The organism is Thermodesulforhabdaceae bacterium (assembly GCA_037482015.1).
Classification (GTDB): domain Bacteria; phylum Desulfobacterota; class Syntrophobacteria; order Syntrophobacterales; family Thermodesulforhabdaceae; genus JAOACS01.
Genome location: JBBFKT010000001.1, coordinates 327752 through 340871, shown reverse-complemented (window position 1 = coordinate 340871; position 13120 = coordinate 327752). Strand labels below are relative to the sequence as shown.

General features: G+C 42.7%; 12 protein-coding genes and 1 riboswitch. Of the genes, 10 read left to right on the top strand and 2 right to left on the bottom strand.

The window, feature by feature from the left end; all coding sequences use genetic code 11:
• Nucleotides 1-12: 12 nt before the first annotated feature.
• From WHS38_01535 to WHS38_01490, 10 genes are all read left to right on the top strand, one after another.
• Complete coding sequence (locus tag WHS38_01535; GenBank protein ID MEJ5299652.1) at nucleotides 13-450, top strand: hypothetical protein; 438 nt, start codon at nucleotides 13-15, stop codon at nucleotides 448-450.
• A gap of 92 nt (nucleotides 451-542) precedes the next feature.
• Nucleotides 543-1046 (top strand): hypothetical protein, encoded by a 504-nt coding sequence (locus tag WHS38_01530; protein ID MEJ5299651.1) that lies wholly within the window; start codon nucleotides 543-545, stop codon nucleotides 1044-1046.
• A complete protein-coding gene (locus tag WHS38_01525; protein MEJ5299650.1) occupies nucleotides 1021-1626 on the top strand; it encodes an HD domain-containing protein in 606 nt (201 codons plus the stop codon). Before WHS38_01530 ends, WHS38_01525 begins: the two co-directional genes overlap by 26 nt.
• A 163-nt stretch (nucleotides 1627-1789) precedes the next feature.
• Entirely contained in the window at nucleotides 1790-2599 is an 810-nt protein-coding gene (locus WHS38_01520; protein MEJ5299649.1) for a DUF4198 domain-containing protein, read from the top strand.
• 113 nt (nucleotides 2600-2712) lie between these two features.
• Nucleotides 2713-3048, top strand: coding sequence for a hypothetical protein (locus WHS38_01515; protein MEJ5299648.1), 336 nt, complete (start codon nucleotides 2713-2715; stop codon nucleotides 3046-3048).
• The gene (locus tag WHS38_01510; protein MEJ5299647.1) at nucleotides 3045-3431 is read left to right on the top strand and encodes a hypothetical protein; all 387 of its coding nucleotides are present in this window, start codon (nucleotides 3045-3047) and stop codon (nucleotides 3429-3431) included. Before WHS38_01515 ends, WHS38_01510 begins: the two co-directional genes overlap by 4 nt.
• A complete protein-coding gene (cbiM, locus tag WHS38_01505) occupies nucleotides 3418-4032 on the top strand; it encodes a cobalt transporter CbiM (GenBank protein MEJ5299646.1) in 615 nt (204 codons plus the stop codon). Before WHS38_01510 ends, cbiM begins: the two co-directional genes overlap by 14 nt.
• 229 nt (nucleotides 4033-4261) lie before the next feature.
• Nucleotides 4262-6301 (top strand): magnesium chelatase subunit D family protein, encoded by a 2040-nt coding sequence (locus WHS38_01500; GenBank protein MEJ5299645.1) that lies wholly within the window; start codon nucleotides 4262-4264, stop codon nucleotides 6299-6301.
• A gap of 475 nt (nucleotides 6302-6776) precedes the next feature.
• The gene (locus tag WHS38_01495; GenBank protein ID MEJ5299644.1) at nucleotides 6777-8990 is read left to right on the top strand and encodes a sigma-54 dependent transcriptional regulator; all 2214 of its coding nucleotides are present in this window, start codon (nucleotides 6777-6779) and stop codon (nucleotides 8988-8990) included.
• 691 nt (nucleotides 8991-9681) lie between these two features.
• Nucleotides 9682-9748, top strand: a riboswitch (Fluoride riboswitch).
• 57 nt (nucleotides 9749-9805) lie between these two features.
• Nucleotides 9806-11005, top strand: coding sequence for a cation:proton antiporter (locus WHS38_01490; protein ID MEJ5299643.1), 1200 nt, complete (start codon nucleotides 9806-9808; stop codon nucleotides 11003-11005).
• Between the two features lie 11 nt (nucleotides 11006-11016).
• On the opposite strand, the gene WHS38_01485 is transcribed toward WHS38_01490, so the two are convergent.
• Entirely contained in the window at nucleotides 11017-12048 is a 1032-nt protein-coding gene (locus tag WHS38_01485; protein ID MEJ5299642.1) for a J domain-containing protein, read from the bottom strand.
• A complete protein-coding gene (locus WHS38_01480) occupies nucleotides 12032-12928 on the bottom strand; it encodes a DUF72 domain-containing protein (GenBank protein ID MEJ5299641.1) in 897 nt (298 codons plus the stop codon). Before WHS38_01480 ends, WHS38_01485 begins: the two co-directional genes overlap by 17 nt.
• Between the last annotated feature and the right edge of the window lie 192 nt (nucleotides 12929-13120).

Genomic DNA, 13120 nt, shown 5'->3' with positions numbered 1-13120 from the left:
GAGAGTAGACTTATGAAGGAATTCCTAAAAAGCGTCTATAGTAAAGTCCTGATACTCACGCTAATAGCATTTATATGCGGTTTCTTCTGGGGATGGGCCTGGGGCACTTACTACACCAAGAATAAAATTCACAAGATCTTCAGCCGAAAACCGGAAGATCGGCATATGCTGATAGTAGAAAGGCTTGACCGAGAACTTAATTTTACGCCAGATCAGTTTAAAGCGGTCGACGAAATTGTTTACGAAAGTCTAAAAAAAATAGAAGAGATCAGAAAAAGACATTTCCCTGAAGAAGATGCTGTATTCAGAGAGGGACTGGAAAAGATTGAGAAGGTTCTCACCGAGGAACAAAAAGAACGTTGGATCAAAATCAAATATAAACTTATTAAGGATAGAGAACGTTTCAGAAAACACCGTCTCGAATCACATCCACCGCCTCCTCCAGAGTAAACCCGGGCGGTTGACGGTCATACACTGAACTGCTATATAGCGGATGGTTTCTAAAACCTTATAATAAAAATATCATCATTGGCAGGGATAAAATGAGGGTTCGTGACAACACGGTTGTGACCTTTTCTTATTACTTTTTGTCTTCTCCCGAGGAAGACAGTAAACCAGAACCTAGCAAGATACACAAAATGGAGGTTCTTATCGGGCGTGATATGCTACCAAGAAACATTGAAATTGCCGTAATTGGCATGGAGGAAGGTGCTGAAACGACTCTGCCCATAAAGCTTTCTCCATCATCGCCACCCGATCAGGCAATTGAGTTCTTCCCCTTTTCGTCTCTTCCTGAAGGCATTGAGCCTAAAAAAGGAATGAAAGTTCCGGTTATTCAAGGCAACGGTTCTACTGAGATGATCTTAGTAGATGATGTGCTTCCCGATGGCATAATTGGCAAAAAAATTACCGAAGCCGATGAAGAACCTCGATGGATTAAGATTCGGATAGAATCGGTAAGATGGGCAACTCTCAGAGAATTCCAGGAAGGTAGAGTTATTTCTACAACGAGGCATCATCATGGGCACCACTACCACGTCAACTGATAGAGAAGGCATAGCCAAATTTCTTTTTGAACTGGGCATGCTTAAGAAAATGCCTCGCCTCGGCTATCCTTTTCTTGGTTCGGGGGGAGAATCTATTGCAGATCACTCATTTCGAGTAGCCTTTATATCTCACGTTCTCGCTCTTATGGCTGAACATCCCGATCCAGCCAAAATAGTTATAATGGCTTTGCTTCACGACATTCAGGAAGCCAGAACCGGTGACCACAATTACGTTCACAAAAGATACGTCTCGGTCAACGAAGAAAAAGCCTTCATTGACGCCACAGAAAACCTTCCCTGGAAGGAATTATACAGAGCCTACTGGAATGAATACAGGACTGGATGTTCAGAAGCAGCCAAACTCGTTCACGATGCCGATCAGCTTGATCTTTTGCTGGAACTAAAAGAACAGAAAGATCTTGGAAATCCCTACGCTTCTAAATGGATCGAGTATCTTCTTAAGAGACTTTATACCCATCAAGGAAAACTTTTAGCCGAATCCATTCTCGCAACTGACTGGACCGACTGGTGGTTCAAAGGCAACGATGATTGGTGGGTAAAAGCCTGCGAAAATCCATAAAATCTAACTTTAGGATGATTCTATTGACAAAATAAAAAGTAAAGTTGTATGCAATTACTGCTTTAGCTGAAGCTAAAGTGATACTGGTCAGAAGGCCAGCTTTTCCATACAGGGGAAGCTGGCTTTATTTTTTGTCAACCACTTAAGCGACAGGAGGAGAAAGATGCAAAAAGTAAAATTCTGTTTCATTTGTTTGGGTATTGTGATTTTCGGAGTGTTAATTGCGTCCTCTGCCAGAGCTCACTTTGGGGTCATCATTCCATCGGATGACATCATCATATCCAAAGATTCAAAGAAGATAATCCTTGACATCAAATTTATCCACCCCATGGAAGATGTTTACATGGAAATGGAAAAACCCAAGAAAGTGACTGTATTTCATAGCGGACAGGAGGAAAACCTGACTCAAAGCCTTGTGGCTAAAAAAGGTAAGGGCAAATCCCAGGACAAATCTTATACTTACTGGGAAACATCTTACACGGTCAAAAAAGCTGGAGATTACATCTTCCTGGTAGAACCGGCACCATACTGGGAACCTTCAGAAGATAAGTTCATAATTCACTATACAAAAGTCATAGTTAACGCTCTGGGAAAAGAGGAAGGCTGGGACAAACCGGCAAATCTTCCCATAGAAATCGTTCCGCTTACTCGCCCTTACGGTTTGTGGACTGGTAATGTTTTTCAAGGTCAGGTGCTAGTCAATGGAAAACCAGCTCCGTTCATTGATGTCGAAGTGGAATATTTAAGCTCTTCTCCAGAAAACAAAAAGAAAATATCCATCCCGGCTGATCCTTATGTAACTCAAGTAATCAAAACCGACGCTAATGGTGTTTTTACTTACGCAATGCCCAAAGCGGGCTGGTGGGGATTTGCAGCCCTCACTGAATCTCCTGAAAAAATCGCTCGAGATGGGCAGGAAAAAGATGTTGAAATAGGCGGAGTAATTTGGGTCCACGTGGTGGACATGAAGTAAAAAACATCATAGAGGTGATTACTTAACATAAAATTACACAGGCTGTAGAGATACTGCCAAGTGATCGCCTCTTGAATGAACATCAACAATCTAAAACCAGGAGGTCAAAGAAAATGTTTTCTCGTAAATGTGCTTTTTTGGCTGTTATGGTTAGCATCTTTACTTTTTCTGCTTCCCTTGTTTTTGCTCATAAAGTTCAAATCGCAGCCTATGTTGAAAAAGACAAGGTGTTTACCGAAAGTTACTTTGCAGATGGATCACCGGTAAAAGGCGGAAAAATCGAAGTTTACGGGAAAGACGGATCTAAAATTACTGAAGGCACAACGGATGATAAAGGCGCTTTTTCCTTTGACATCCCCAAGGACCCGGTGGGAACAAAAATCGTCCTTGACGCAGGAATGGGGCACAAATCTGAATATGTTCTCAAGAAGGAAGACATAGGAAAATGAAGATCATCGCAGGAATTTTGCTTTTTATTACCGCCATGTTTACTACGCTCGGGCTAGCATCAATACTTAAGGCTCAGGAAAATCCCTCTGTTTCAGACATTCAGAAGGCACCCCCTGAGCTATCTTCGAACCAAGTCATTTGCGATCTTTCCGCAATAAAAGATCAAATCGCTCAACAGTCCCAGGAATTCAGCCAGGAAATGCGACAAATTAAAAGAGAAATTGCTCTGCTTCGCCATACAATGGAAAAACCAGGACTGAAGGAAGTTTTTGCTGGAATTGGCTATATCTTTGGGTTATGTGGGGTTGCCTTTTATTTCAGCGCTAGGAAAAAAAGGAATTCCCGAAACTCCCGGGAGGATAGATCCAATGCACATAGCTGATGGAGTGTTGCCAACGTCGGTTGCGGTAGCAGGTTATGTTCTAAGCGGGGGAATTCTCGCCATAAGTCTTAGAAAAATTTCTCACGAAGATTACCCAAAGATTGCCTTAATGAGTTCGGCTTTCTTTGTGGCTTCCCTTGTTCATATTCCAATCGGTCCCACGAGCGTTCATCTTTTGTTACCCGGAGTGGTGGCTATTGTGTTAGGAGGAATGAGCTTTATCGCTATAACTCTAGGGCTTATCCTACAGTGTATTCTATTTCAATTCGGGGGCATTACCGCACTCGGAGCAAACACACTAATGATGGGATTGCCGGCTCTACTTTCAGGATGGTTCTTTCATTCAACAGCCAGGAAAACATCATCTCCTACTAGCATCGCCTTAATTGCAGGCATTGCCGGTGTGATGGGCGTGATTTTAGCCGGAACAATTCTCGCTCTACTACTTTTTCTTTCAGGCGAGGTATTTCTTAACGTTGCCAAACTCGTGTTGCTGGCTCACATTCCCGTTGCAATTATTGAAGGCATTGTAGCAGCCGCCATGGCAACTTTTTTGAGAAAGGCAAAACCAGAACTGCTAGGCATAGGAATAGCCCAATAAAGGGAAAGCTCTGTGATAACATCTGAAGCAAGGTGTTTCCGGATCGATATTGTTAATGGTTGATAGTTGATAGGTCCATCAACAATCAACTATCAACCATCATATACCACCTAAACCATTCGTCTCAAATCATTCAACTTCAATTATCCATCTGCATATTTGAGAAAGAACATACGCTTGGAACGTTTTTTCTTATCCTTGACCCATGTTAATTTTGGGTGATAGATAAATGCGACTTTGTTTTCACTTTCTTATGGATGATGGTTCGCTGCTTAAAGAAGGTGATACTTCTAATTTTATAACGCTAAGGAGAACTGGAGTAACTGTGGAACGCGTCAATTTCCCGTTTTCGGCTCTGGTAGGGCAAGAAATGATGAAGCGAGCGCTCCTTCTAAATGTCGTAGATCCATCGGTGGGGGGAGTGCTCATAAGAGGCGAACGAGGCACAGCGAAGTCAACAGGGGTTAGAGCTCTCGCCAATCTTTTGCCTCCCATAAGAGTCGTTGAATATTGTCCTTTTCAATGCGATCCCGATGATCCATCTCACCTCTGCGTATTCTGTCGGGAGCGTATGGAGCGAGGCGAAACTCTTCCGGTAATAGAAAGACCTATTCGACTGGTAAACTTGCCTATCGGAATTACCGAAGATCGTTTGCTTGGCACCATAAACATTGAAGAGGCTCTCAAGAAAGGTAAAAAAGCTTTTGAACCAGGGCTTCTCGCTGAAGCTCATAGAGGTATTCTCTATGTTGATGAGGTAAATCTTCTAAATGACCATATCGTAGATCTGCTCCTGGATGTTGCTGCTTCGGGTGTAAATGTGGTTGAAAGGGAAGGTATTAGTTTTTCCCACCCAAGTAGATTCGTGCTTGTTGGCACCATGAATCCAGAAGAGGGCGATTTGCGTCCTCAGTTACTCGACCGATTTGGACTTTGTGTTACTGTAAAAGGTCTTGCTTCAGCTGAAGACAGAATGGAAGTTGTAAAAAGAAGGCTTGCTTTCGAAGCAAATCCTGAAGGTTTTAGAAAAGCATGGAATGCGGAAGAAGGAAAACTGCGAGAAGTAATTTTAAAGGCAAGAGAGATTCTAGACCTGGTAACAATAACAGACGAAATTGTGAGTCTTGCGGCAAAGATATCGGTTGCAATGGAAACGGATGGGCATAGAGCCGAGATCACGATGATCAAGGCAGCTCGAGCCAATGCCGCTCTTGAAGGAAGAAGTTCCATTCTGCCGGAGGATATTCATATTGCTGCAAAATTAGCTCTTGCTCATAGAGTGAAGAAAAATCCATTGGAAAAAAAGGAACTCGACGAAAAGAAGATTCAAAAAATTCTTGATGAGCACAAAGAAAGTTCTGAAGAAGAATCGGGTCAATGGGAAGCTTACCACGCAAATCATAACCTAAAAGAAAAAAAAGATAATACTTCCTATACTTCGCCCATAGCCTGCGTAACACATCGATGTAACGGCCGTCCGCCTTTTGTTAATCCAGTATTTCCCTTTCATCGCCTTATGTTAGGCACTCACCCTGGAAGAAGATTTCCTTTACCTTCTCAAGACCGTTATGGCTTTTCTCTGGGAACTCGTCTTCCTAGACTTCATGAACCTCTAAAAGATATTTCCATAATTGGGACTCTTAGGGCGGCAGCACCCCATCAAAAAGTCAGATCTGATAATGGAAAAATAGTGATTAAACCGGAAGACATCCGCCTGAAGAAGCGTTTTCGCAAAACAGGTCTCACAGTTATGCTTATCGTCGATTCAAGCGCTTCCATGAGAACAAACGACTGTATGTCTATAACTAAGGGCATCATAGAAGCTCTGCTAAGGGACCTTTATCTGAAACGCGATAAAATCGGAATCATTACTTTCAGACACACTAACACAGAGGTTATCTTACCGATTACAACCAATATGCATGATGCCAGTTCCAGAATAGAAGACATTCCAGTAGGGGGACGAACTCCTTTAGCTCTGGGATTAAGCACAGCCCTGAAACTTCTTGACCAGGAAAAATACAAAAATCCTGAAGCCACCCCTGTCATTGTGCTTTTTTCTGATGGCAGACCAAATGTAAGTTGTTTTGGTAGAGATCCGATTGACGAGACTTTGGATTTTGCTACCGAGATAGCGCGTCGAGGTATTCAAGCCATTTTTGTAGATACCGAACAAAATCCTATGGCTATGGGTTATGGCTACTTAATCGCTGAAAGAATGAAAGCGATATATCTTCCAATAGACAGGCTAATTTCTAGAAACGGCTGAACTCTTATATTTGAACTCGGTATGGAACCACAGCCAAGTGCATTCGACAGAATACTCTGAGCTGATTCCTATTAAGGTTGTTCGAAAAAGATCATAGTGATAACTCTAGCGATTATAACAACATAGTAGGAACAAGGTATGCTTACCCATATCAGTACAAATAAGTGATAGTCTTCTAACACCATTTGGAATTCCTTGACAAAAAAAGGTTTTAAGTAAAATATATATTTCGATTTCGGATATTTTTTCACAGTTTTTTCCTCTCAGGAGGATGAAGTTTTATAATCCGAAAAAGTTTAGACTTTCTGAAATTTTGGAAATTTTTTCTACAACCTGAATCTCTGGCTATTCGTAATGCCTTCCTTGTGTTCTCCTTTTCCTTCTCCTGGAATAGATTGATCTCCTGAGAGGGAGTGGAAGGAAAGTTACCTTATAAATCGTTAAACATCACACAATTCTTTCGGGGAGAAGGAAAATGGGACAAATTACAGATGCGGTGCGAGTCTTTATTGAATCCGTCCCAGATCCTATAATCTGTTATGACCTTGCCTGTCACATTTTAGCAACAAACAGTAAAGGCAGATCACAAATTCTCAGAACATTCAACGACATAAGTCATCTAAAAGCCTGTGAAATAGTAGGAGAATCTCATTCCAGCAAGAAAGCCTGCAATCTTTGTGTTTATGAAAAGGTCAAACGAAATCACCAGGATTTTTCAATTGAAGGAGAGGTGATCCTTCCCGATGGGCAACGTAAACTATTCAACAGACATGTCTCACTGTGGCCTATCAATGGGAAAAACATTTTGGTGGAAATTTGGAAAGATCTTTCAAAGGAGTATTCTCTTGCGAGAGAAGTAGAACTCAAGAAACTCATAATTGATGGTTTTTTGGAACTATTTGATATTCCTGTTTTCGTTACCGATGAACATTTCCGCCTTGTTGGCATAAACAGGTTTTTTGAAAAGTTCGTTAAGATTCCCTATTCCCATATCATTGGACGCTCTCTGTGGGACGTCATAAAATTAGGAGAACAGGACACATACGGACTGACTAAAACAGGACAGCGAGTGCTTCTAAGAGCCAGGCTAAGCCGTAACCCAGAAGAAGAATGTAATGTTAGATTTTATGCTGTTGGACACAATGGCAAAGTGACGGGTCATGTTGGATTTATACTGAAAAAATGGCAACCAGGCATTCCAACTCACTATCCTCACTACGAAATGGAATATTTCTTTGAAATATGCCGGGAAGCTTCCCACAAAGAAACTCTTCAAGAGTTCGCAGCTTTTGTAAATAAGCTTGCTAGGGAGAGATTCCGGGTGTCTCTTGATATGGTCATGATATTATTGAATGAAGAACACAAGAACTTCATATGGATAGACGATAAAGAGCAGCCGGATAAATTTCAACAACAGATCAGGTCTCTTCTTTCTGGTCACGAGAAATTCTCTCTCTTCAACGCATCCCTTTATGGAGCCGAATCACAAATGCGGTTGGCTCATTCAGGCGATCCATCTTCTCTCCCGAGCCTAATGATACCTTTGGCGAGCAGTTATTCAGAGTGGTTTGGTTTTCCTATTACAACTCACAGGCGAGCTCTAGGGTATTTCTTCATGGGGTTTACGGACTTAGTGCCCCAATTCCGTGAAGGAATGTATTTCTTCTACGGGTTCATAAGTCAGATGGCAGGACACATACGACAACTAGTTTTGCGAGAACAAATGGCTAGAAGAGCAGGTAGCGAACAAGATATTCCTGAACGATTTGGTCGCATCATAGGAAAAAGCGAAAAAATGCAAGCCGTTTACGAACTCATAGAACTGGTAGCTCCATCTGAAGCAACCGTTCTTATTACGGGTGAAAACGGGACAGGAAAAGAACTTGTAGCCCTGGAAATCCACAGCCGAAGCCCCAGAGCAAGCGGTCCTTTTGTGGTTGCTCACTGCTCAGCCTATTCCCCTACTCTGCTTGAGAGCGAACTTTTCGGACACGAACGTGGAGCCTTTACCGGGGCTATCAAACAGAAAAAAGGCCGCATAGAACGTGCTCAGGGAGGAACCCTGTTTCTAGACGAAATTGGAGACATCGCCCCGGCTACTCAGGTGCTTCTTCTTCGATTTTTACAGGATAAACGCTTCGAGCGAGTGGGGGGTGAAAAGACTCTCACAGCCGATGTAAGAATTATCGCCGCAACCAATCGCGATCTTTACGAAGAAGTGCAGAAAGGTCGTTTTAGAGACGATCTATTTTATAGACTTAATGTTATAACTATCCATCTACCGCCTTTAAGAGAACGAAAAGAAGACATCCCTCTCCTTGCTAGGTATTTTCTTGAAAAATACAGTGATAGAGAAAAAAAATCGCTGAAAAATATTACCTCCGATGCCATGAAGCTGCTTCTAGAATATGATTGGCCTGGCAATGTAAGGCAGCTAGAAAATGCTATAAGTCACGCAGTCGTGCTCGCTCAACCCGAAGAAACATCTATCACGGCTTCCCATCTTCCAAGCTTTTTAAGGTCTCAGAAAATCAACGATGATCAAGTCTCTCTTTACGAACAGGAAAAAACGCTCATCAAAAAGATACTAGAAGAATGTAAAGGCAATAAACATGAAGCTGCCAGGAGACTACGCATTAGCCGAAGCACTCTTTACAGCAAGCTTAAACGTTATGGACTTGCAAGTTAAAATCCAGAAGAAAGTTTTTTCGTAAGTTCTTATATTTAGGGGTATTTTGCAATGTGTCTTTACAATATTATTAAGGTTTATTCTCCACAATCTTTTTAGAAAACTCTCACATACCATCGGACATGTTCGGCAATAGGCACACAATCTGTAGGGGCGACGCATGCGATTTAGTGCGCCCGGCATGGGCGTGCTCCTGGAGGTGAAAGTCCTCCCGTCGATTGATCACAGCGAACGAAGGGAAGCGTAACTGCGCGAGGGTGACCGAGTGTGGGGAGGAAGCGTGGAACGAAACTGTGAGCCGATGAACAAGAACCGGACCCCTCCCCGTCAACGGGGAGGTGCTAACGATAACCGTCCCGTAGGGGCAGGCCTTGTGCCTGCCCGATTACGGGGCAACCACGGGGGTTTCCCCTACAATCCTGGTTACGGGGTAACCACAAGGGATTGCCCCTACACTTATCTTATCGAACCGCCCGGTGCGAACCCGCATGCCGGGTGGTGTGGGAGGGGATCGGTCATACTGACCGCCCCTATCCAATTCTGACGAGCCATATACTGAGTGTGGCAAGGTCTTCCAAATTGAGTTTCATTCCTGCGTTTCTATGGTTTATGTGACTTTGCCACTCAATAAGGGAAGTTTTCGAACAATCTCTAATTTTCCTTGACTTTCAATTTATCAGAGTGTAGCCGAAGATTCTTGGGGGATGGAGTCCCCCTTTAACCACCTGCTCCCGCAGGTTGATGACTCCTACCATTGAACTGGTCTTTTATACTGCCACATAAAAAAACTTTTTCAAATCAGGAGGTCTTCCAAAATGGAACAGGTGTATGTTGTTGCTACAGCCTGGTTGGTTTTAGCAGTTATTTCAGCAGTTATTGCTTACCATCTACGAGTTGCAATTGCTCTCATCGAGATTTGCGTGGGGGTGGTTGTAGCAGCTATAGCAGGGTATTTAGGAAAAGCCGATTTGCTCGGAGCAAACTCCGAATGGCTTCGCTTCCTTGCTTCAACAGGCGCGGTGTTACTTACGTTCCTTGCTGGAGCCGAACTTGAACCGGAAACACTGAAGGAGAAGGCAAAAGAAGTAAGTATCGTCGGTTTGATAGGCTTTCTTTCTCCATTCCTGGGTTGTGCCGCCATCGCTTACTACATTCTAGGATGGGATTTTCGAGCCAGTTTGCTCGCTGGAGTAGCTCTCTCCACAACATCAATGGCTGTAGTTTATGCAGTCATGATTGAGACTGGTTTCAATGAAACCGAATTTGGAAAAGGGATCCTGGGCGCCTGTTTTATAAACGATCTTGGAACAGTTATAGCTCTAGGGCTTATTTTCGCACCGTTTACTTATAAAACGGTTGTTTTCGTCATTGTAACCATTATTGTCCTAATAGTGCTCCCACGCACCACCAGATTTATCACCCAAATTTATGCTTACCGCACAGCGGCTATAAGAACCAAATGGGTGGTCTTCATTCTTTTTCTCCTTGGTGCACTGGCTTTATGGTCAGGTAGCGAACCTGTTTTACCGGCATACCTGGCAGGTATGGTGCTTGCTCAGTTTTCCCAGAGTGACACCTTCTGGTTAAGACGATTAAGAACGCTTACTGTGGGTTTCCTAGCACCTTTCTACTTTCTGAGAGCGGGAACATTCGTGTCTCTTCCGGCACTTATTTCAGCGCCTCTTGTATTTCTTGCTCTATTAGGTGGAAAAGTGTTCTCAAAAATTTTTGGACTTTACCCATTTATCTCGCTCTTTCGCAAGGAACACAATGAACGGTGGTATTATACTCTCCTTATGTCCACGGGTCTTACTTTTGGAACGATATCGGCTCTTTATGGCTTTACCCATAACATTGTAACTCAGTCTCAATATTCTTTCCTCGTGGCAGCGGTAATTGCCAGTGCAGTAGTTCCAACCTGGATTGCTGGAGTAGCCTTTACGCCACGTCATCTACTACCCAAACCAGAAGCCGTGCCATACCCACCCAAAGCAGAACTGGACGAGGAAGGCTAGTATTTGCATTCCTAGGCTCGCCGAAGTTTCGTGGCAACAAGAGCCCGATAAGCTTCGGTGAGCTTAATAAATGCATCGTGATCACCCCCTGCATCGGGATGAAGAACTTTTGCCTTACGACGATAAATCCTGGTAATTTCCTTTATAGAAAGCTCTTTCCATCGCTCAGAATCAATTCCGAGGTGAGAACAGGCTTCAGACACGGATACAGTGGATCGTTGCATCCAACGTCTGTAGGCACTTTGCTCTTTGGCGCCAAAAATGCCCCTAATAAACTCCTCCCAATTAAAAAGTGGCTCAAAAATCGAATCAAAATACATCACAAGATATTTGCGAAGATAGGGATGAAGGTTAGCAGAATCATGATCTGGAACACCTCTAAAAAAGTCTGAATCTCTATTCAAAGCACAAATAGCATCGAGGAAAGCTTCATCCACCCGATCCTGATTTAGAGCAAAGGGATGGTTCTTGATAATGGAATCCTCGAAATAATTCTGGAGATTAAAAGCTGTGTAAACATAGGACTTGATTTCTTTCGGTTTAAGATGCCGCTCCATTTCATCTATAATCGTTTCACGCTCATCCCGGCACTTATCTATAAGGATATTGAGAAATTTCCACGGTCGGTTATCAAGCTTCCCAATATCTACTCGTCCACATCTAAGGAAATGCATTCGGCGCTTATCGAAAGAATGAAGTTGTTGCTGCTTTACTAAAAGTTCTTCATCAGAATGAGGAATATCGGGGGAAATGCGATGTATTTTGAAGCCATGTTGAAAACTCATGATAATTCTACGTATGTGTGGATCTAGAAAGGGAAAAAAGAGAGCTTCAAGATCTTCCGAGGAAAAATTAACTCCTGCCTTTTCAAGTTCTTCTTCTAATAACTCATCAAAATAAAACCCGGTTCCGCCAACGTAATGAATGTAGGAGCCTGGATCCGATCCTAAATCAAAAAGATCACGATGAGTCCAATTCCTTCCATCCCAGTAAGATTCTCTGATAATGTAGTGGTAAAACTTCCCCTCACAAATTTTTTTCATATACATGGGTTTCATCCTCACGGCTCAACTTAGATGCAGACAGCCACCATTCAGGCCAGGGCTTATTCCCTAAACCAAGCATATCGGCAAATTCCATAGCATCGAAAACTTCGTTACCTTTAAAGTGGTTGTTAAAGATCACAAAAGTTTTCTCAGCCTTGGATGCTATACTTTGAGCCGTATCAACAAGTTCACGAAGTTCTTCATATCGATAACGGTAAAAGTAGCGGGAATCTCGATTACTCTTTTCCCCAAACCAGGTGTTTTTATTTCTCCCATGGCATCTTAAATAACCAACGGATGTAGTTACAATATCGGTCAGGGGGAGCGAGAAGGATACTTGAGGTTGGTCAATATTGCAGAATCCCAGATTAAGTTCCCTGAGAAAAGTCTCAACGGCTCGATGTAGCCATGATCTATGACGAAATTCAACAACCAGAGGTATATCAGGAAATTTTGCTCGGAGTTCAGCAATATATTTTCTGTTGTCACGCGTATTGTGGAAACGGTATGGAAACTGAGCCAGCACAGCTCCCAGGAGTGCCTTATCTCTAAGCACTTCCACCACTTCCATCATAGAATGATGGTCTTTATAAGTTGTAATTGTGGGATCGTGAGTAAAACCGCGGTAGAGCTTCACAGAAAAAAGAAAAGAACCTTCACGGCGGACTCGTTTTGTCCATGACTCTACAGTGGAACGGGATGGAATGCGGTAGAAAGTGCTGTTTATTTCTATCGCATCAAAATAGGAACTTATAAACTTCAACGCATCAACTCTTCCCCCAATTCCACTAAAAACCGTATTTCGCCAATCAGCGTAGCTCCACCCTGCTGGTCCTATAAAAACACGGTGGTTGTATTGGGAAGACGATGTTTCCACTTCTTATCCCTCTCATGCATCCTGATAATACCAGTAAATTAGCATAACATCACTAAATCTGTCTGGCTCCCATTAAATCACAGGATCCTACAAAATTACATCTTCAATAATAACTCACCTTTCCCAACATAAAAGAATTATTGTTTGAGCACCTCTGTTTTTCTGGTATCATAAACCGGCTTTAACCTTAAT